Below are 20,212 nucleotides of genomic sequence, written 5' to 3' on the forward strand. Positions count from 1 at the left end.
TCGGTCAGATCGACAGGTTCAGCTGCTTTTCCCGTTCGATATACGCGCGCTGCCGGTCGGTAATGTAATCGCGCACGATCGGCGCGGCATCGCGCTTGCGTGACAGCTGCATGTGAAACACCAGCTGGCTGCCGGTGCGGAACATCATTTCGGCGCTGATCAGATAAAATTCCCACATACGGGCGAACCGCTCGTCGTAAAGTTCGATCACCTTGTCGCGGTTTGCCTGAAACCTTTCGTTCCAATGAGCGAGCGTCGTGGCGTAATGGACGCGCAGGAATTCCAGATCGGTCACCCACAGGCTGTTCTGCTCGACGACTTCGAACACTTCCGAGAGGGCGGGGGAATAGGCTCCCGGAAAAATGTATTTGCGCAGCCACGGGCTGGCCATGCCGGGCGGGCTCATATGGCCGATCGAATGCAGAACCATGACGCCGTCATCCGGCATCAGCGTGTTGATCTTCGCGAAAAACTCGTCGTAGTGATGCACGCCGACATGTTCGAACATGCCGACCGAAACGATACGGTCGAATTTATCGGTGACGTCGCGGTAATCCCGAAGCTCGAACGTGACGCGGTCAGCCAATCCGGCCTTCTGCGCACGTTCAGTGGCGAGCGCCTGCTGTTCTTTCGACAGCGTCACGCCCAGAACCTGAACGTCTTCAAGGCTAGCGAGATAGAGCGCCAGATCCCCCCAGCCGCAGCCGATATCGAGCACTTTCATGCCCGGTTTGAGGCCAAGCTTTGCCGCCAGCAGCCGCAGCTTGTTGCGCTGCGCCTGTTCCAGCGTTTCGCCTTCCTCGCGAAAATAGGCGCAGGAATAGAGCATGTTGTCATCGAGGAAGAGCCTGTAGAATGCATTGCCGAGATCGTAGTGATGAGCAACGTTCTGCTGGGCCTGACCCTTGCGGTTGGATTGCTGGCGCTTGCGGAACCGCATCTTGATCGCCCGCAGCACCTTTTGCAGCGGATAGGAGCCGAGCGACAGCCGGTTTACCGAAAACAGGGTGAGAAAGTCCTTCAGCGTCGAGCCGTCCTCGAACCGCATCGTGCCGTCCATATAGGCTTCGCCAGCGGCGAGTTCGGGATTGAAGACGAGGCTCTTGTAGAGTTTCGGGTCGGTCAGCCGCATGGTGACCTCGAGGCCCGGCGTGCCGGAAAAGACGTGGCGTTTGCCGTCGGCATCGATGACGGTGAGTTTGCCCTTGCGGATAAAGGATTTCATCATATGCGAGAGAGGAAACATGCGGCCTCCGAGAGCGGGGATGAATGTCTCCAGCCTAGCATCAAAGGCGTGACAATCATCAGGAAATTGCCACTGCTGGACGAAACTCTTGCGTCTATGCGTCCTCGGGTCGGTCCTTGGGGTCGAATTGCACGATCGTCGTCCAGGAACCCGTCAGCGCCGGCTTCTTCTCGTTCTCGATCTCGATCGAGATATCATAGGTGGTCATCAGCATGGCGGCGCCGCGGAAACGCGCTTCCTTGAGCACGAAATGTCCGCGGATGCGGCAGCCGGTCTTGACCGGCGAGCCGAACCGGATGTGGTCGAAACCGTAATTGAGGCCCATCGTCTGTTCGCGAATGACGGGCAGGCTTTCGTAATTCATGGCCGACAGCAGCGACAGGGTGAGAAAGCCATGGGCGATCGTGCCGCCGAACGGGCTTTCGGCTGCGGCGCGTTCCGGGTCCACGTGAATGAACTGATGGTCGTCGGTGGCATCCGCAAACGTGTCGATCATTTTCTGGTCGACGGTTATCCAGTTCGAAACACCGATTTCGGTCCCGACCAGATCCTTGACGTCGCTTAGCGAAATCTCACGCGGCATATCGGCCTCTCTCGAACGGATATTGATGATCGACAGGTCATGTCAGGCTGTTCGAAACATTCCCGGAGTGAGACTTGCCGCGAACGGATTGAAAAACGGCTCCGGTCAGATCTCGATGCAGAAGCTGACGGAGCGTGGCGGGAGCATGATTGTACCGATTGCGTCGTCAGAGGCCAGCGTCTGCCAGTTGTCGCCCGGCAAACGCGCCGGGACAGGATCGTGGCTGCGGTTGAACAGGATGGCGACGCGAACCTCGCGTCCGCTCCTGTGGTCGGGGGTGGAAAGGACCATGGTCAGCGGAGCGGCGTCGGCGCGTTCCCAATCTTCGACGGTCATCGTCTCGCCGCTTGCTGACAGCCATTCGACATCGCCTCGGCCGGTGAGAAAAGTGGTGTCCGCAAAGGCCGGGAACCGCTTCCTGAAATCAGCCAGAAATGCCGTATGGGCAATGATGGCGGGGTCGAGCCTATGCCAGTCGAGCCAGGTAATGGCATTGTCCTGGCAATAGGCATTGTTGTTGCCCCTCTGGGAACGCCCGCCTTCGTCGCCTGCCGTGAGCATTACCGTGCCGCGGGAGACAAACAGCGTGGAAAGAAGCGCAATGACGTCGCGGCGGCGGTTTTCGATAACCGTCGGGTCGTCGCTCGCGCCTTCAACGCCGTTGTTCCAGGACAGGTTGTCGTTGTGACCGTCTCGGTTGTTCTCGCCGTTCGCTTCATTGTGCTTGTGTTGGTGGGAGACGAGATCCATCAGCGTGAAACCGTCATGGGCGGCCAGGAAATTGACGCTGCGGGTTTCGATGAGGCCATGGGCTGAAAACAGGCTGGATGTGCCCGCAAGCGCGCCTGCCAGCGTGCCGGTCAGGCCCGGGTCGCCGCGCCAGTAGCGACGCAGGCCATCGCGGGCACGGTCGTTCCACTCCAGGAAAGGCGCTGGAAAATTGCCAAGCTGATAGCCGCCCGGACCGATATCCCAGGGCTCGGCGATCATGACGCGGTCAGCCAGCACATCGTCTGCGAGGATGGCTGACAGCGTGCCGCCATCGCGGACGAAACCGCTGGCGCTGCGGCCGATAACGGGGGCGAGGTCGAAACGGAAACCGTCGATACCGGCTTCCAGAACGAAATGGCGCAGCGTGTCGATGATCAGGCGTCGCACCACGGGGTGATCGCAGGCCACGGTATTGCCGGTGCCGGTATCGTTGACCAGAACGTCGGGCGCATCCGGCAGGTGACGGTAATAGGAAAGATTGTCGATGCCGCGCATGGAAAGCGTCGCGCCGTAGCGGTCGCTTTCGCCGGTATGGTTGAAGACGAGATCGAGAATCGTGCCGATGCCGGCCTCGTGCAGTTTCGCTACCGTCTCGCGCAGTTCCATCATGCCGCCGGGGCAGAGGCGCGGATCGAGCGCCATGAGGGCGATGGGGTTGTAACCCCAGCCATTGGTGAGGCCGAGCGGCGGCAGATGACGTTCATCGATCCAGGCGGTGATCGGCATGAGTTCGATGGCGTCGACGCCGATCTTTTTCAGATGGGCGATGATCGAGGGATGAGCGAGTGCCGCGATGGTGCCGCGCTGGGCTTCAGGCACGTCCGGATGCAGCATGGTGAAGGGGCGAACCGCGACTTCGTAGATGAAACCGCCCGGCTTGGTTTTGGGTGCGGTGACAGCGGTTTTGGTCTGCGCTGTGACGATGGTCTTGGGCACGATATCGGCCGTGTCCTCGCCAAACCGCATCAGCCGGACATCGTGACGGAAGGGGCGGTCGAGTTCGCGGGCGTAAGGATCGACCAGCAGTTTGGAAGGATCGAACCACAGGCCGCGATCGGGATCGTATGTGCCTTGAGCGCGAAATCCGTACCGTTGGCCGGGGGTGATGCCGGGGAGGGTGATGTGGTGGATATCGTCTTTGTCACGGGTCAGCGCATGACGGGCAGTTTCGGTTTTGCCCTCTGCATCAAAGAGGCAGAGCGCGAGTTTCTTGGCGGTTGAAGACCAGATGGCGAAGGTAGCGCCGGTCTCGGAAAGGGTCGCGCCAAGCTTCATGCCGGGTCCCTCTCGTGGATATTCACACCGGCCGGCAGGGTGACCCACGAGTGCCGGCGGCAGTCATAGATGGAATCGCGCGGCGGCGGGAAGCCGGGATCAGTGAAGCAGCCGACTGCGACCGCGACGGAATGATCGTCCGCCCCATCCTCGGTCTGGAAGAGATTGCTGCCGCAGACGGGGCAGAAACGGAAACGAAAACGGGCGCCATGATCGCCCGTTCTCACATATTCACGCGCTTCGCCGCTGACAGCATAGGGTGGTGCGAAGGCGGCAAGGGCAGCAAAAACGCTGCCGGTGCGGCTCTGGCAGGCGAAACAATGGCAGACGCCAACGGCAAGCGGCTCGCCATTCACCGTGATGCGAAGCTGGCCGCAGCCGCAGGATGCCGTTCTCGTCGTCACTGTTTGCCCTTGTTTTGGATGCCAGATCAGGTGATGACCGTCGGGGCATCACGGCCCGAACGCTTTTTCAGCTCGGAAATCTCGTCTGCGACAGCGATCAGGTCGGCCAGCGCCTCCTGCGTTTCGATGGCGTGGCGGGATGCGTCCGGCTCGTAACGTTCGACGTAGAGGCGGATGGTGGCGCCCGAGGTACCGGTGCCCGACAGGCGGAAGACCACGCGGCTGCCGCCTTCGAACAGGACGCGCACGCCCTGGTTCTTCGACACCGAGCCATCGACCGGATCGTTATAGGCAAAGTCGTCGGCCGCCGCGACTTTCAGCGAACCGAATGTCTGGCCAGGCAGGGTGGAGAGCTTTTCGCGCAGCGCCGAAATCATGCCGTTGGCGGCGTCGCTGTCGACTTCTTCGTAATCGTGACGCGAATAGTAGTTACGACCATATTCGGCCCAATGCTTGGTGACGATGTCGTAGGCGCTTTCCTTGCGCACGGCCAGAATGTTCAGCCAGAAGAGCACGGCCCACAAACCATCCTTTTCGCGCACATGGTCGGATCCGGTGCCGAAGCTTTCCTCGCCGCAGATCGTCGCCTTGCCGGCGTCCAAGAGGTTGCCGAAGAATTTCCAGCCGGTCGGGGTCTCGTACATGCCGATGCCCAGTTTTTCCGCCACACGGTCGGCGGCGGCACTGGTCGGCATGGAACGGGCAATGCCGGCGATGCCCTTGGCGTAACCGGGCGCCAGCGTCGCATTGGCGGCGATGATCGCAAGGCTGTCGGAAGGGGTGACGAACATGTTCTTGCCGACCACCATGTTGCGGTCGCCGTCGCCGTCGGAAGCGGCGCCGAAATCAGGGCCTTCGGGGCTCATGACGTCGTCATAGAGTTCCTTGGCGTGAACGAGGTTCGGGTCCGGGTGGTGGCCGCCGAAATCCGGCAGCGGGGTGGAATTGCGCACCGAACCGGCCGGCGCGCCCAGGCGGTTTTCAAGAATCTCCTTCGCATAGGGGCCGGTGACGGCGCCCATCGAATCGATCACGACCTTGAAGCCGTCGGCAATGTAAGCCTTGATGGCCGGGAAATCGAACAGTTCCTCCATCAGCGCGACATAATCGGCGACCGGATCGACCACTTCCACCGTCATGCCGGCGAGATCGAACGTGCCGATCGCATCGAGATCGATATCGGCGACGTCAGCGATCTTGTAGGCGTCGATGACCTGCGTGCGGGCAAAGATGGCGTCGGTGATCTTTTCAGGCGCCGGGCCGCCATTGCCGATATTGTACTTGATGCCAAAGTCTTCGGTCGGGCCGCCGGGATTATGGCTGGCCGACAGGATGATGCCGCCGAACGCCTCGTATTTGCGGATGAGGTTGGAGGCGGCGGGCGTCGACAGAATGCCGCCCTGGCCGACCATGACCTTGCCGAAGCCCGCGGCGGCTGCCATTTTCAGCGCCTTCTGGATGACCTCGCGGTTGTAATATCGGCCATCGCCGCCGATCACCAGCGTCTTGCCTTCAAACCCTTCGAGACTGTCGAAGATCGCTTGGATGAAGTTCTCGGCGTAGTTTTCCTGCTGGAAAACAGGGACCTTCTTGCGCAGGCCCGACGTGCCCGGTTTCTGGTCCTTGTACGGCGTGGTGGTGACGGTCTTGAACATGGTCATCCCTTATTTGCAATGAGTTGGGCATAGAGACCGGCATAAAGGCCGGCGCTCCTGTCCCAGGAGACATCCGATTTCATGCCCTGCTTCTGCATGCCTGACCAGATTTTCGGGTTCCGGTAGAGGCCGACAGTGCGTTTCAGGGCACGGCGAAGGTTGTCGATGGTAACGGCGTTGAAAGAGACGCCGGTTGCCGCGCCGGCCGACAGGGCGGCCGGGTTGGCGTCGATGACGGTATCGTTGAGACCGCCGGTGCGGCTGACCACGGGCACGCAGCCGTAGCGCAGGCCGTAAAGCTGGGTCAGTCCGCAGGGTTCGAAACGGGATGGAATGAGGATGGCATCGCTGCCGGCCTGCATCAGATGCGACAGCGGTTCGTCGTAACCGCGGTTGATGGCGATGCGGCCGGGATGGCGGCCGGCTGCGGCGACAAGTTCGGCTTCCAGCGATGGATCGCCGGTGCCGAGCACGGCAAGGCGAGCACCCATGCCGACGATCTCGTCGGCGAGATCGGCCAGCACGTCCATGCCCTTTTGCAGGGTGAGGCGCGACACGACGCACAACAGCGGGCCATCGCCTTCATCGAGGCCGAAACGCTGCTCGACGACGCGCTTGTTTGCGCTGCGGGCTTTCAGCGTCGCGGCGCTGTAATGGGTGGGAAGGGCAGCATCGGCGCGCGGATCCCAGACATCGGTATCGATGCCGTTGACGATGCCGGACAGGTGTTCGGCGCGGGCTGCGAGCAGTCCCTCGAAGCCCATACCGAATTCCGGTGTGAGGATTTCCTCGGCATAAGTGGGGCTGACGGTGTTGATCGCCCAGCTCGTCTGCAGCCCGGCCTTGAGGTAGCTGATGCCGCCGTAGAACTCGATGCCGTCGATCGCATAGGCATGCGCCGGCAGGCCGATATGGGGCAGGATGCCCGCATCGAAACGGCCCTGGAAGGCGATGTTGTGGATGGTGATCAGGCTCGGCAGTTCCGGTGCCTCACTGTAGCGCATATAGGCCGGCACCAGACCCGCCTGCCAGTCATGCACATGGACCAGATCCGGCCGCCAGCCGTCCATCTCGCCGGCCGCGATGCGCGCCGCCGCCAGCGACAGGGCGGCTAAACGACGCCAGTTGTCGGCATGGTCGGCGCCGGTCGCGTCGGCATAGGGGCCGCCGGAGCGGTCGAACAGTTCCGGGGCGTCGAGGATGAGAAGATCGAGACCGTCGATATGGGTTTCGATGATATCGGCGGAGGCGCCCAGAAGATCGTCGAAATGCAGGCGGATGGTAACGTCGCGCAGCTTGCCGATTACGGCCGGATAACCGGGGATCAGCGTTTTGGTGGAAACGCGATAGTGTTTCAAGGCAAGCGGCAATGCGCCGGCGACATCGGCAAGCCCGCCGGTTTTCACCAGCGGGTAGAGTTCCGATGCAACGGCCAGAACCTGCATGTTTTCAGTCCAACCTCGCGCGTGTCAGATATCGAGCTTGTCGATCATCTTCTGGGTGATCAGGCAGATCCCGCCTTCGCTGTGCCGGAACCGTTTCGCGTCGAGTTCGGGATCCTCGCCGACCACCAGTCCTTCAGGAATGGTTACACCGGCATCGATGACGACATTGCGAAGCTGGGCATGCCGGCCGATGCGCACATTCGGCAGGATTACGGCGCCGTCGAGGCGCGAATAGGAATTGGCGCGCACGCCTGTGAACAACAGGCTGCGGTTCAGCGACGAGCCGGAAATGATGCAGTCGCCCGACACGACCGAGGATATGGCCGAGCCGCGACGGTCCTCGTCGTCATGCACGAATTTCGCCGGCGGCGTGACTTCCTGATAGGTCCAGATCGGCCAGGACTTGTCGTAGATATCGAGCGTGGGAATGACGGCGGTGAGGTCCACATTCGCCTGCCAATAGGCATCGATCGTGCCGACATCGCGCCAATAGGGCTCGCGCTCGAAATCGGAGCGCACGCAGGAACTGGCGAAACGGTGGGCGACGGCTTTGCCGTTGGCGACAATGTAGGGGATGATATCCTTGCCGAAATCGCGGGCGGAATTGGGATCGGCGGCGTCGCGTTTCAGCGCCTCGATCAGGAACTTGGTGTGGAAGACGTAGATGCCCATCGAGGCCAGAGCATGCTCCGGGTCACCCGGAATGCTTGGCGGATCGGCCGGTTTTTCAACGAAATCGATGATCTCGTCGCGCTCGTTGACATGCATGACACCGAAGGCGGTCGCTTCCATGCGCGGCACTTCCAGGCAGCCGACGGTGACGTCGGCACCGGAATCGACGTGCTGCTGCAGCATCAGCTCGTAATCCATCTTGTAGACATGGTCGCCCGCCAAGATGACCATGTATTCGACCGAATAGGCCTCGATGATGTCGATGTTCTGGAACACGGCGTCCGCCGTGCCTTCGTACCACTGCGTTTCCGAAACGCGCTGCGAGGCCGGCAGGATGTCGAAACTCTCGTTACGCTCGGGGCGGAAAAAGTCCCAGCCACGCTGCATGTGGCGGATCAGCGAATGGGCCTTGTATTGTGTCGCGACGCCGATGCGGCGGATACCGGAATTCAGCGCATTGGAGAGCGCGAAATCGATGATCCGTGCCTTGCCACCGAAATAGACGGCGGGCTTGGCGCGGCGGTCGGTCAGTTCCTTCAATCGGCTGCCGCGGCCGCCGGCCAGAACATAGGCCATGGCGTCGCGCGCGAGCGGTTGAACGCGTTTCGTGGTCATTTCATCCTCCCCAAATTCCGACGTTTGCGTACGGTTATTCCAGTTCCAGCATGATCGTCGCCAATGGCGGCAATGTCACCACGGCCGAAATGCTTCCCCCGGCATCCACCGCCTGCACGCGTCCGCCATTGCCCTTGCCGCTGCCGCCATAGATCTCGGCATCGGTATTGAGTATTTCGCGCCAGCGACCGGCATTCGGCAAGGGAATTCGGTAGTTTTCGCGATAGGCCGGCGTGAAATTGCAAATGACCGCCACAGGCTTTTCTCCCGGCGACATGCGCAGCCACGCATAGACGGAATTGTCGTCGTCATCGGCGATCAGCCAGCGGAACCCTTCGCCCTCGCAATCGCGCGCATGCAGCGCCGGTTTCGAGCGGTAGCAGAAGTTCAGATCGCGGATGAGGCGGCGCATGCCCTCGTGCATGTGGTATTGCAAGAGGTTCCAGTCGAGCCCGCGCTCCTCGCTCCATTCGCTCCACTGGGCAAATTCCTGGCCCATGAACAGCAGTTTCTTGCCGGGATAGCCCCACATCAGGCCGTAATAGGCGCGCAGATTGGCAAATTTCTGCCAGTCGTCACCGGCCATCTTGGCGATCATCGAACCCTTGCCATGGACCACTTCGTCATGGCTGATCGGCAGCACGAAGTTCTCGGAAAAGGCGTAGACGAGGCCGAAGGTAATCTCGTTGTGGTGGAATTTCCGGTGCACCGGATCGCGGCCCATATAGGACAGCGTGTCGTGCATGAAACCCATGTTCCACTTGAAGCCGAAACCAAGCCCGCCCTCGTGTACGGGAGCCGATACCTTCGGCCATGAGGTACTTTCTTCGGCGATCGTCATCATGCCGGGATGGGCGCCATAGGACAGCGAATTCATCTTTTGCAGGAAACGCACGGATTCGAGATTTTCGCGGCCGCCATATTCGTTCGGCACCCATTCGCCGTGGCGGCGGGAATAATCGAGATAGAGCATGGAGGCGACGGCATCGACGCGCAAACCGTCGAGGTGGAATTTTTCCGACCAGTAGAGCGCGTTGTTGATGAGGTAGGAGAGAACCTCGACGCGGCCGAAATTGTAGATCGCGGTGTTCCAGTCGGGGTGATAGCCCTGACGCGGATCGGCATGTTCGTAAAGGGCGGTGCCGTCGAAATGGCGAAGCCCGTGCGCGTCGGTCGGGAAATGCGCCGGCACCCAGTCGAGGATGACGCCGAGGCCAACCTTGTGGGCGCCGTTGACGAAACGGGCAAAGCCTTCCGGTTCGCCGAAACGGGCGGAGGGGGCGTAGAGCCCGGTGGTCTGATAACCCCAGGACGGATCATAGGGATGTTCGGTAATGGGCAGGAATTCGATATGGGTAAAGCCCATGTCGGTGCAATAGGGGATCAGCCGGGCGGCAAGCTCGTCCCAGGTGAGGAACGAACCGTCGTTGTGACGCTGCCAGGAGCCGGCATGGACCTCGTAGATCGAGATCGGCTGGCGGCGATGATCGGCTTTTTCCCAGTGCTCGCGGTGGGCGGCGTCATCCCAGACCTGAGCGAGTTCCGGCGTGGTGACGGAAGCCGTGTTTGGCCGCATTTCGGCGCGGCGGGCATAGGGGTCGGCTTTCAGCGGCAAAATCGTGCCATCGGCACCGACAATTTCGTATTTGTAGGCGGCGCCGGCGCGCACATCTGGGGCAAAGATTTCCCAGATGCCGGTGTCCTGCCGAAGCCGCATGACATGGCGGCGGCCGTCCCAGTTGTTGAACTCGCCGACAACCGAGACACGCCGCGCATTCGGCGCCCAGACGGCGAAATGAAACCCTTCGACGCCCTCGTGTTTCAGCGGATGCGCACCCATCTTGTCGAAGAGGCGCAGATGCGAGCCTTCACGCAGGAGATAATCGTCCATCGGCCCGAGCACCGGACCGAAGGAATAGGGGTCGGTGACGGCCCATTCGACATCGCCACGCGCGGCGCGGTAGCGCAGCGGCTGCAGGCCGGTGACCGGCACCATGCCTTCGAAATAGCCGGCCTCGTGGCGACGCTGCAAGGGACTAAGCTCCCTGCCGTCGAGGGTCAGCGCTATGACCTCCTCGGCGCCGGGGATGAAACAACGGACGATAAAGGCCTCGCCGATTTGGTGCGGGCCAAGCACAGCAAAGGGATTGCCATGCTTGCCGTTGATGATGGCGTCGATCTCGGACGGCGGGATTGCGCCCGGAGCCCTGCTGTCGCCGGTCGCAGCGGTCTTGCCGGAAGCGCCACCGTCGGTAGCAATTCCCGTCTCATCCTGAGCCTGCCTGTCGCCGCGCTGTGTGGGCGATTTCGTCATATGGCTCTCCAGATGTCCGTCGCATATTGGCGAATGGTGCGATCGGACGAGAACCAGCCCATTCGGGCCGTGTTGCGGATTGTTTTGGAATACCAGGACGGCTGGTCGGTCCAGATATGGTCGACGTCGCGCTGGGCCTTCGCATAGGCGTCGAAATCCGCAGCCACGAGGAACCAGTCATTGTTGTAGATGCCGTCCATCAGGCCGGTGAAGCGGTTGCGATCGTCCGGCGAGAACACGCCGGAGGAAATGGCAGCCAGCGCCTGCGACAGTTCGCGCGAGCCTTCGATGACTTCGCGCGGATTGTATTCGCTTGCGCGCAGGTTCGAAACCTCTTCCGCCGTCATGCCGAAGATGACGATATTGTCAGCGCCGACATGTTCGCGCATCTCGACATTGGCGCCGTCGAGCGTGCCGATGGTGAGTGCGCCGTTCAGCGCAAATTTCATGTTGCCGGTGCCCGACGCTTCCATGCCGGCCGTCGAGATCTGTTCCGAAAGATCAGCAGCCGGAACCATTGTCTCGGCCAGCGTGACATTGTAATTGGGCACGAAGACCACTTTGAGAAGGCCGCGCACCGCCGGATCGTTGTTGATGACGCGTGCCACGTCATTGGCCAGCTTGATGATGAGCTTGGCGTTGTGATAGCTCGGCGCCGCCTTGCCCGCGAACAGTTTTACGCGCGGGACCCAGTCGAGTTCGGGATGTGAGCGGATCTGGTCGTAGAGGGCAACTGCCTCGACGATGTTCAAGAGCTGGCGCTTGTATTCGTGGATGCGCTTGATCTGGATGTCGAACATTGCCGACGGATCGAGACGGATGCCCATGCGGCTGCCGACGAGATTGGCGAGCGCAACCTTGTTGGCGCGTTTGACCGCGGCGAATTTTTCCTGGAACGCCTTGTCGTCGGCAAACTTGTCGAGCTCCACCAGCGCTTCCGTATCGTCGAGGAACTTGTCGCCGATCGCTTCGCGGATTAGGGCGGTGAGGCCGGGATTGCACTGCATCAGCCATCGACGCGGCGTGATGCCGTTGGTCTTGTTGTTGATGCGGGTCGGATAGAGCGTGTGCAGGTCGGCAAACACCGTTTCCTTCATCAGGTCGGTATGCAGCGCAGAGACACCGTTGACCGAATGCGAACCGATAAAGGCGAGATTGCCCATACGCACGCGCCGATCGCCGCTTTCGTCGATCAGCGAAATGGAGCGGATCTGCGCGTCGCCGAAATTCTTTTCCTTGCGGGCTTCCAAAAGGATCTTGGCATTGATGGCATAGACAAGCTGCATGTGACGCGGCAGGAGCCGTTCGAACAGCGGCACCGGCCAGCTCTCCAGTGCCTCCGGCAGCAACGTGTGGTTGGTATAGGAGAAGGTGTGGCGGGTGATTTCCCAGGCTTCCTCGAATTCCATGCCGTGCACGTCGCAGAGCAGGCGCATCAACTCGCCGATCGAAATCGCCGGATGCGTGTCGTTGAGCTGGATCGAGACTTTCTCATGCAGAGTGGTGAAGTCCGGATATTGCTGCAGGTGGCGGCGCAGGATGTCCTGCAGCGAGGCGGACGAGAAGAAATATTCCTGGCGCAGGCGCAGTTCCTGGCCCGCCGGGTTGGCGTCTGCCGGATAGAGCACGCGGGTCAGCGCTTCCGCCTTGTTGCTCTCGCGCAGCGCGCCGATATGGTCGCCGGCATTGAAGGCGTCGAGCAGGATCGGATCGATCGGCTGGGCCGACCACAGGCGCAGCGTGTTGACGCGTTTGCCGCGCCAGCCGACCACCGGCGTGTCATAGGCCATGGCAATGACGCGCTCGGCCGGCTTCCAGACGTAGCGCGGCACATCGTCGTAACCGCCAACGGTTTCGACAGAGCCGCTGAAACCGATTTCGTAGGAGCTTTCGCGGCGTTCGAATTCCCACGGATTGCCGTGGGCAAGCCAGGTCTCGGGCAGCTCCACCTGCCAGCCATCGGCCATCTGCTGGCGGAACAGGCCGTGCACGTAACGGATGCCATAGCCATAGGCGGGAATTTCCACCGTCGCCATGCTTTCCATGAAACAGGCTGCCAGGCGGCCAAGACCGCCATTGCCGAGCGCGGCGTCCGGCTCGAGACCGGCGATCACCGAGATATCGACACCGAGCGAGGAAAGCGCATCGCGGATTTCCGCCATCAGGCCGAGATTGGAAACGGCATCGCGCATCAGCCGGCCGATCAGGAATTCCAGTGACAGATAATAGACCCGCTTCTGGCCGGTGCTGTAGGCCTGGCGCGTCGATTCCATCCAGCGGTCGATGATCCGATCGCGCACCACGAGAATGGTCGCGGTCAGCCAGTCATGCGGCTTGGCCACCCGCACGTCCTTACCGATGCGATAGGTGAGGCGTTCGATGATCTCCTCGGCCATGATTTCCGGGCGCGACGAGCGCGGGGCGGGATTCGGGAGGTCGTTGGGTGAAAAGGTATTGCTCATGTGATCGCCAACTTTGCTGGAGGAGCGGATGGGGAGGTCGTCCGATTCAGTCGCCTGGCATGCATTAAGCCACAGTTTATGCATTCTTGTGATGGACTGGCAATATCGGCGCGAACCGTCATTCGACAAGGCCGAAAATGGAAATTCGGCAGAAATAACAAAGCCCCCGCTGCGGCGCAGCGAGGGCTTGTCATCGGTATGAGCGGTGATCGCGACGGATCAGTTGGTCAGGCGTGTCGTCGCCTTGGCGGCCTTTTCGGCGATTTCGCCGAAAGCCTTGACCAGATCTTCCATGTCCTCCGGCTCGTAATAGTAGTCGCTGGCGCTGGCGCAGTAGCTCAGGAGCGATTTGCCGGTGTCGGGCGCCATGAAGGCGACGGTGAAGATCTGGATCCCGTCCTTCTTGGCCGTCTCGCATTTGGTGCGGACCGACTTGTCGAGACTGTTGTTGAAATTGGCGCTGTTGCCGGTCATTTCGCCATCGGTCATCAGCACGATATAGCGGCTGACGGAGCCGTTACCCTTTTCCTTCTGAAGGTTTTCTTCAGTCGCCTTCGTCCTGTTGTTTTCGGTGGCATGGCTGCTTTTCAGCGCATTGATCGCAGCCGTCATCGAGCTGTTGGCATCGGTGCCGCCCTCGGGAACCGCCGGAATGGCCGACACATATTTGGCGGCAGCCGTCGTTCCCCATGCGATGGGCGAAACCGCAAAGGTTTCATGGGTATAGGCGGAGGCACCGACGCGCACGAGCGTGGTTTTGGGATCGGCCTTGTTGAGCGCGGCGAACATGGCATTGGCCGCCGTCTTCAGGGCCGCGATCTTGCTGATGTAGCAGGGCTGGGTGGAGGCGACGTTGGGCCATTTCGCCTTGGTGTAGTTGTCGCACTTGTTGCGCGTCGTGTCCTTGGTGCTCGTCACCCACGACATCGAACCGGAACGGTCGAGCGCCAGATACATCGAGATGCCATTGGTGGATTCCGTGGCGCTGACGGCCGTGCTCGATGCGGCAAGCGTCATCGTATTGCCGGTAAGAAGACCGGTCATTGCGTTGACGGGCATCTGGTAGGTCGTGCCGACCGAGATGGAATAGCTCTTGGCGCGGGTGCCGGTATTGGTTTCGCTGATCGATACGCGCAGCGCTGCCCGCTGCTGGGCGATCATGGCGTCGATTTCCGCATCGGTTTCGTTGCCGGTCTTCAGATAGTTGACCATCTGGGCGGCATAGAGCTTCTCGGCCAGTTCCCGGGCTTCGGCCGGCGATTTGCCGCCTTCCGACATGGCGCGTGCCGCAGCAAGCGATGCCGAATCCGCAAGTGCCTGCAACTCGCCCTTGACCTGGATCGCCTGCGTGATGTCGATGGCCATGCCGCCGGCGCCAAGCGCCAGCGGTGTCAGGATGGCCGTCATGATGCCGAAATTACCGCCGCGGTCTTTCAAGAACCGCGTCAAAGGAAGCGAAAGTCTCATTGCCCCAACCCAATCCAGTGGAACCCCAATGGACGGCGGTTTAGCGACGATGCGTAGACAGCCCGCTAAATTATTCCAGCGCATTTTAGCCATGCCGCGGTTTTCGGAAAAACCGCCCTCATTTAGGACAGTTTCCGGTCTCTCGTCAGCATCGATCTATATCGTCGCGCTCTTGGGCCCCTGATCGGAGCAAGGCGCAGACCGTCAGGCTACTGGGTCAATCGCGTGATCCCCTTGGCTGCGGCTTCGCCGATGGACCGAAAGGCAGCAGCCAGTTCGGCGGAGTTTTTGGCATCGAAGTAATGGGCTGATGTCGTGGCGCAATATTTAAGAAGGTTCTGGCCGGCCGTCGGCGCCATGAAGGCGACGGAATAAACGGTGATCTTGTTGGGGGTGTTGTTTCTGGCCCGGTCGCAGGCAGCCTTGGTCACGCCGTCGGCATTGCCGACATTGTTTTCGCCATCGGTCATCAGGATGATGAACTTGCTCGGTATCTGGCCGTTCTTCTTGTAGTGGACGTCGTTTTCCGAGCCGATGCCGGTCGGGGCGAGCGTATCATAGGCCAGTTGCGTGGCTTCGCCGGAATTGGTCGAACCGTCGGCCTTGAGCGCTGCGGCATAAGTGGCGACGGCGCTCGTACCCCAGCCCATGGGTGAGGCCGTCTGCATCTTTTGATTGTAGGAGACCGCGCCGGTGCGGGCATATTTCTTGTCCGGATCGGCTTCGTTGATGACGGCGAGCAAGCCTCCGACCGCCGATTTCAGGGCGTCGATCTTCTTCACATAGCCATAGCCCGTGCATTTGCCCTGCTTGTCGCGCGCCACACACTCCAGCGTGTCGGTATCGTTCTTCATCGACCCGGACTGATCGAGGACAAGATACATGGAAAAAGCGCTCTGGCTTTCGGTGGCGCTGCGGGTCGAGGCCTTGGTGGCCAGCGTGATCGAGGGGCCGGCGACGATCGCCGTCATCGTGTTGACCGGCATGACGTAGCTTGAGCTTACGGAGACGTCGTAGGTCTTGCCGTTGGCGCCGTTGGCCGTGGTCACGATCGTCGTGGTCGTTGCGCTCTTGATGGCTGCGACAAGGGCGGCAAGCTCGTCGTCGGTTTCGGTTCCGGTCTTGCTCATCTGGACGATCTGGGTGGCGTAATAGGTGCTGGCGAAATCGCGCGCCTTGGCTTCGGTGTAATCCTTGCGGTTCGACAGCGAGGTCGCCGCCGCCAGGGCCGCGGCGTCTGCGGCTATCTGCATCCCGGAGCGGATCTCCAGCGCCCGCGCCGCGTCAATGGCAAGCCCGGCTGTGGCGACCACCACCGGAATGATGGCGGCCGTGATGATGCCGAAATTGCCGCCGCGGTCACGGATCAGCCGCGCGAGATATGCCGAAAACCCCATCGTGATCCCCAATCACATTAGCACCCCTATAGCGTGCATAGCGGCAAAGGGATGGACAGAGGATTAAGGGTTTGCGCGGGATTTTACCGAATCTGCAAAAATACGACACAGAATCGCTTAGGGCGCCGGAACGACGTCCACCGACTGTACCATTCGGTGGCTGCCGAATGTTTTCAGGACGCCGATAACGGGTGCGATATCGGCATAATCGCGACCGTAGCCGACGACGATATGATCGCTGCCGACAGCAATATCATTGGTCGGATCGAGTTCGATATAGCCGGTCGTCTCGCCGCACCAGATGCGCACCCAGGCATGCATGGCGTCGGCGCCTTCGAGCCGCGCCTGGCCCGGCGGCGCAATCGTGCGCAGGAAACCGGACACGTAGCCGGCCGGAATGCCGAGGCTGCGCAGACCGACAATCATCACATGCACGAAATCCTGGCAGACGCCGCGCCGCAGCCCGAATGCCTGCTCGGGCGTGGTCTCCACTGTCGTCGCCTGCGGATCATAGGTGAAATCGCGGTGGATACGGCCGCAGAGCGTCGTGGCGATCTCACGCACCGTGTGGCCGGGCTCCACCCCCTCGCGGGCATAGGCGGCGATCCGCAGATCGCTGCGCAGGCGCGGGCTTTCTCCGGTCAGGTGATGCGGCGAGGCGGCCTGGATGGATCTGTATGCCGACAGTTCTTCCGCAAGCCTGTCGAGCGTCGGCGACAGGTCGGCGGTAAGAGCGGGCGTTTCGACCATCACGCGGGCCTGCATGCGGATGTCCAGCCGTTCATGCGGGTTACGCAGGAAGATTGCCGTCGCCTGCTGGCCGAAAAAGTCGACGAAGCTCGTCTTTTCCTCGGGATCAGGCGTCACTGTGAGGGCACCGGCGATCAGTCTCTGGCGATCGGGCAGCGACAAAGGCAGGACCCGCACGACATGACGCGCTGCGGAAGCTGGCGCGTCATAGGCATAGCCCATATGCAGGGAGAGGTCGTAAAGCATTGCGGTTCCCGCCTTCAAGCCTCAATGCAGATAGGTCCGGCCGAGCAGATCGGACAGGGTTTCGAGATCCTGTTGCAGCCGCCCATAGACTGCCCCATCCATCGCCTCGGGCGTCATCACCGCCAGGCCGGAGTAAAGGCGGGTCGCCTCGCGCAGGAAGGGCGACATCTGGCCGTTGATCTTGGCATTGGGCAACTGTTCCACCTCGTTGCGGATCTCGTGCAGCTGGAAAAGGATCGAGCGCGGGTTGTACTGGTCGAGACCGAGCAGGTCGTTGATGGTGAGGCGCGCCGTCGCGACATTGTAGCGGCGGCGATGGGTCATGACGCTGTCGCCGATTTCGAGCAGCATGTCGAGTGCGCCATCCGGCGCGTCCGCGCCGGACATATGGCCGAGCAGGCCGGACATGTGCAGGCCACGTTCGAGATGGCGGCCGATGGAGAGGAACCGCCAGCCGGTGAAACGATACATGTTTTCATGCACGAGGCCGGCAAAGCCCGCAAGTTTTCGAAGAAGGATGGTGGTGGCGTGGGCCGCGTCGTCTCCCGGCCTGACCACGTCGTGGAAACGGCGGGCGGTCTTGGCAAGGTCGGTCAGCGCCAGCCAGCCGTCCGGCGAAAAGCGGTCGCGGATATGGCCGGCAGACGCGATGGCACTGTCGAGATTACGGATCAGCGTCGCGGGGATGGCCTCGTTCGGCATGTCGATCTGCAATTGCCGCATGTAGCGGGTGACATCTGCCAGGAGCGGGCCATTCGGATCGGCGGATTCAGCAAAGCGCACGTTCCAGGAGCGTAAAATGCGCAGCGCCCCTTCGGCGCGTTCGATATACCGGCCGAGCCAGTAGAGATTGTCGGCGGCGCGAGACGGCAGCGAGCCCGGCAGCGTGCGGGTAAAGCTTTCCTCGGGCGGCAGGAGCGTCGGTTTCGGCACCGGCTTGTCGGAGACGATCCAGACGTCGGCGGCCGAGCCGCCGGCCTGCATGGCAATGGCCGCCACATCGTCACCGGCGCCGATGCGCGCAAAGCCCCCGGGCATGATCTGCCAGCCCTTTTCGGTCCGCGCTGCAAAGACCCGCAGCGACATCGGCCGCGGCACCAGCCTGCCGCCGACATAGACGGGCGTGGTCGACAGCGTCACGACCTGCTGACCCACCAGATTGGCGCCCTCGCGGGCAAGCCACGCGCCGAGCGAACCTTCCCTGGTCCGGCGCAGGTCCGAACCGCGCACGGACTGGCCGTTATCCTCGAAGAAAGGCATGCGGGAATAGGCGGGGCCGATCACCATGCTGTCGATATTGTTTGCGACATGCTCGCGTTCCGATGTCTGCCCGCACCACCATGTGGCAACGGATGGCATCAGCGGCTCTTCGCCAAGCAGGCGGCGGCAGGCGGTGGGCATGAACGCCATCAGCGCGCGGGTTTCCAGAATGCCGGAACCGAGCGCATTGACCAGCGTCATCGCGCCGGAGCGCAGCGCCTGCACCATGCCGGGCGTGCCGATCTGTGAATTCTGGTCGAGTTCGAGCGGATCGGCATAGGAGGCATCGAGGCGGCGCCAGAGCACGCCGATCGGTTTCAGCCCCGACACGGTGCGCACCATGACGCGGTTGTCGACGACCGTCAGGTCCTCGCCTTCCAGAAGCATGAAGCCCAGATAGCGGGCAAGATAGGCATGTTCGAAATAGGTCTCGTTGGCAGGCCCCGGCGACAGAACGGCGATGCGATCCTCCGGCTTTTGCCTGTGCGCCTGCAGGGCATCGCGGAAAGCGCCGAAGAAGGAGGCCAGCCGATGCACGTGGCTTTCGGCATAGAGATCGGAAAGGGCGCGGGTGGTGGCGACGCGGTTTTCGAGCGCAAAACCGGCGCCGGAGGGGGCCTGCGTGCGGTCGGCCAGAACCCACCAGTTGCCGTCCGGTCCGCGGCCGATCTCGAAGGAACAGAAATGCAGGTAATGGCCGCCGACCGGTCTGACCCCGACCATCGGGCGCAGGAATTCCGGGTTGTTGGCGATCAGCTGTGGCGGCAGGATGCCGTCCCGGACCAGCGTGTTGTCGCCATGGATATCGGCTATCAGCGCTTCGAGAAGATCGGCACGCTGCACCAGGCCGCGCGAAATGCCCTGCCATTCAAGCTCGTCGATCATGACCGGTACATGGCTGATGGGCCAATTGCGCTCGCCATGGTCCTTGCCGTCATAGGTTCGGTAAAACACGCCGGCATCACGCAGATAGCGGTCGGCGCGGGCGAAACGCGCGTGCAGTTCGCGCGCGGGCATGCGCTCAAGATGGGCGATCAACTTGCGCCAGACCGGCCGAACCGTGCCGTCCCGGTCCAGCATTTCGTCGGCTACGCCGTGCAATGCCGCATAACCGAGAGCAGGCGAGGCCGAGCCCGCATCTTCATTCGCACGTTCGGCTGCCGGTCCGGTGGACATGAGGGTATCGTCAAGCTCCAGATGGCCGGCACGGATCGCGGCTCAGCGAAATTCGGGCCATGGCATCGCGGTTGTCGGCGGGACCTGCCGGCCCGCGATTCGGCACGCGTGCGTTCCATGTCATCGGCCAACGTCTTTCATAATGGCGCCGGCGTGGATGGGCAACACGATATCGGCGGCTGTCGGTTGGGGGAGATGCGTTCGTTTGGAAACGTCGTGGGGAAGTTGCGCGTCGGCAATAGAAACGCGGCTACGGCGAGGATGAAAAGCTTCGGCCGAAAACGCAAAAAGCCCCGTGTGAACAGGGCCTTGCGAAAGTACGGATGGTGGGCGTGACAGGGATTGAACCTGTGACCCCTACGATGTCAACGTAGTGCTCTCCCGCTGAGCTACACGCCCTTCCGTGAGGCGGCATAAACCATATGGCCTTGCCGCCGTCAATCGGTTTTGTGTCGGTTTTTTGAAGTTTTTTCA

13 protein-coding genes and 1 tRNA gene are annotated in these 20,212 nt (G+C 61.5%); all 14 read right to left on the minus strand.

What is annotated here, in order from left to right:
- Nucleotides 1-4: 4 nt before the first annotated feature.
- Complete coding sequence (locus tag ACQKKX_RS00960; RefSeq protein ID WP_427567943.1) at nt 5-1,246, minus strand: class I SAM-dependent methyltransferase; 1,242 nt, start codon at nt 1,244-1,246, stop codon at nt 5-7.
- Nucleotides 1,247-1,340: 94 nt separating this feature from the next.
- Nucleotides 1,341-1,829, minus strand: a complete 489-nt coding sequence (locus tag ACQKKX_RS00965) for a MaoC family dehydratase (RefSeq protein WP_427567945.1) — start codon at nt 1,827-1,829, stop codon at nt 1,341-1,343.
- Nucleotides 1,830-1,934: 105 nt separating this feature from the next.
- Nucleotides 1,935-3,875, minus strand: a complete 1,941-nt coding sequence (gene glgX / locus ACQKKX_RS00970) for a glycogen debranching protein GlgX (protein ID WP_427567947.1) — start codon at nt 3,873-3,875, stop codon at nt 1,935-1,937.
- Complete coding sequence (locus tag ACQKKX_RS00975) at nt 3,872-4,279, minus strand: GFA family protein (RefSeq protein ID WP_427567949.1); 408 nt, start codon at nt 4,277-4,279, stop codon at nt 3,872-3,874. The genes glgX and ACQKKX_RS00975 overlap by 4 nt, the downstream gene beginning before the upstream one ends.
- Nucleotides 4,280-4,305: 26 nt before the next feature.
- Nucleotides 4,306-5,934 (minus strand): alpha-D-glucose phosphate-specific phosphoglucomutase, encoded by a 1,629-nt coding sequence (locus tag ACQKKX_RS00980; RefSeq protein WP_427567951.1) that lies wholly within the window; start codon nt 5,932-5,934, stop codon nt 4,306-4,308.
- A gap of 2 nt (nt 5,935-5,936) precedes the next feature.
- Nucleotides 5,937-7,379, minus strand: a complete 1,443-nt coding sequence (gene glgA, locus ACQKKX_RS00985; RefSeq protein ID WP_427567953.1) for a glycogen synthase GlgA — start codon at nt 7,377-7,379, stop codon at nt 5,937-5,939.
- A gap of 24 nt (nt 7,380-7,403) precedes the next feature.
- On the minus strand, nt 7,404-8,666 hold the full coding sequence (gene glgC, locus ACQKKX_RS00990; RefSeq protein ID WP_427567955.1) for a glucose-1-phosphate adenylyltransferase: 1,263 nt from the start codon (nt 8,664-8,666) through the stop codon (nt 7,404-7,406).
- A 34-nt stretch (nt 8,667-8,700) separates the two neighbouring features.
- Nucleotides 8,701-10,980, minus strand: coding sequence for a 1,4-alpha-glucan branching protein GlgB (glgB, locus tag ACQKKX_RS00995; protein WP_427567957.1), 2,280 nt, complete (start codon nt 10,978-10,980; stop codon nt 8,701-8,703).
- On the minus strand, nt 10,977-13,442 hold the full coding sequence (locus ACQKKX_RS01000; protein ID WP_427567959.1) for a glycogen/starch/alpha-glucan phosphorylase: 2,466 nt from the start codon (nt 13,440-13,442) through the stop codon (nt 10,977-10,979). The genes glgB and ACQKKX_RS01000 overlap by 4 nt, the downstream gene beginning before the upstream one ends.
- A gap of 219 nt (nt 13,443-13,661) precedes the next feature.
- Nucleotides 13,662-14,909, minus strand: coding sequence for a vWA domain-containing protein (locus tag ACQKKX_RS01005; protein WP_427567961.1), 1,248 nt, complete (start codon nt 14,907-14,909; stop codon nt 13,662-13,664).
- Nucleotides 14,910-15,118: 209 nt separating this feature from the next.
- Nucleotides 15,119-16,306 (minus strand): vWA domain-containing protein, encoded by a 1,188-nt coding sequence (locus tag ACQKKX_RS01010; RefSeq protein WP_427567963.1) that lies wholly within the window; start codon nt 16,304-16,306, stop codon nt 15,119-15,121.
- Nucleotides 16,307-16,423: 117 nt separating this feature from the next.
- Nucleotides 16,424-17,302 (minus strand): transglutaminase family protein, encoded by an 879-nt coding sequence (locus ACQKKX_RS01015; RefSeq protein WP_427567965.1) that lies wholly within the window; start codon nt 17,300-17,302, stop codon nt 16,424-16,426.
- A 21-nt stretch (nt 17,303-17,323) separates the two neighbouring features.
- Entirely contained in the window at nt 17,324-19,738 is a 2,415-nt protein-coding gene (locus ACQKKX_RS01020) for a circularly permuted type 2 ATP-grasp protein (RefSeq protein WP_427567967.1), read from the minus strand.
- A gap of 324 nt (nt 19,739-20,062) precedes the next feature.
- A tRNA-Val gene (locus tag ACQKKX_RS01025) sits at nt 20,063-20,137 on the minus strand.
- Nucleotides 20,138-20,212: the final 75 nt, after the last annotated feature.

The organism is Neorhizobium sp. NPDC001467, assembly GCF_050275975.1.
Lineage (GTDB): Bacteria > Pseudomonadota > Alphaproteobacteria > Rhizobiales > Rhizobiaceae > Neorhizobium.

Bases quoted from the DNA above. Each gene is read 5' to 3' on its own strand.
- ACQKKX_RS00960 (WP_427567943.1), bottom strand. From the start codon at position 1,246: ATGTTTCCTCTCTCGCATATGATGAAATCCTTTATCCGCAAGGGCAAA.
- ACQKKX_RS00965 (WP_427567945.1), bottom strand. From the start codon at position 1,829: ATGCCGCGTGAGATTTCGCTAAGCGACGTCAAGGATCTGGTCGGGACC.
- glgX (WP_427567947.1), bottom strand. From the start codon at position 3,875: ATGAAGCTTGGCGCGACCCTTTCCGAGACCGGCGCTACCTTCGCCATC.
- ACQKKX_RS00980 (WP_427567951.1), bottom strand. From the start codon at position 5,934: ATGTTCAAGACCGTCACCACCACGCCGTACAAGGACCAGAAACCGGGC.
- glgA (WP_427567953.1), bottom strand. From the start codon at position 7,379: ATGCAGGTTCTGGCCGTTGCATCGGAACTCTACCCGCTGGTGAAAACC.
- glgC (WP_427567955.1), bottom strand. From the start codon at position 8,666: ATGACCACGAAACGCGTTCAACCGCTCGCGCGCGACGCCATGGCCTAT.
- glgB (WP_427567957.1), bottom strand. From the start codon at position 10,980: ATGACGAAATCGCCCACACAGCGCGGCGACAGGCAGGCTCAGGATGAG.
- ACQKKX_RS01000 (WP_427567959.1), bottom strand. From the start codon at position 13,442: ATGAGCAATACCTTTTCACCCAACGACCTCCCGAATCCCGCCCCGCGC.
- ACQKKX_RS01005 (WP_427567961.1), bottom strand. From the start codon at position 14,909: ATGAGACTTTCGCTTCCTTTGACGCGGTTCTTGAAAGACCGCGGCGGT.
- ACQKKX_RS01010 (WP_427567963.1), bottom strand. From the start codon at position 16,306: ATGGGGTTTTCGGCATATCTCGCGCGGCTGATCCGTGACCGCGGCGGC.
- ACQKKX_RS01015 (WP_427567965.1), bottom strand. From the start codon at position 17,302: ATGCTTTACGACCTCTCCCTGCATATGGGCTATGCCTATGACGCGCCA.
- ACQKKX_RS01020 (WP_427567967.1), bottom strand. From the start codon at position 19,738: ATGTCCACCGGACCGGCAGCCGAACGTGCGAATGAAGATGCGGGCTCG.